General features: G+C 39.2%; 1 protein-coding gene. It reads left to right on the top strand.

Going from position 1 to position 344, the window contains the following annotated elements; genetic code table 11:
* Window positions 1-344, top strand: a 344-nt coding sequence (locus AAEY72_RS14320; protein ID WP_352311173.1) for a replication initiation protein, incomplete at both ends; no start/stop codon positions are given.

Here is a 344-nt window from a genome sequence, read left to right as displayed (position 1 = left end):
GTTTTAGACCTTGCTACAGATGAGATTAACAAAAAATCGGATCTTAAAGTCAAATATGAGAACGTAAAAAAGGGACGCAAAATTATAGGTTTTACTTTCACTGTTCATGAAAAGCCAAAAGCTAAGACTGATGTAGTTAGTAAGGAGCGCGACGCCAGTACAGCAGATATGTTCACGGTTGATGGACTGAATGATAAGCAGCTAGGGCGTATTGCTCGTAACCCTGCTTTTATGGCGGAATACAATCATTTAGTAAGTCCTACCAGCCTAGCTGGACAGTCACAACAAGGATGGGAATTTGAAATGATTAACCGCCTTAAAAAAGACCCTACACAGTTTAATAA

The sequence above is a fragment of the Psychrobacter sp. W2-37-MNA-CIBAN-0211 genome, from assembly GCF_040309405.1.
Taxonomy (GTDB): Bacteria; Pseudomonadota; Gammaproteobacteria; order Pseudomonadales; family Moraxellaceae; genus Psychrobacter; species Psychrobacter glaciei.
This window is presented reverse-complemented; position numbering and strand designations above follow the sequence as displayed.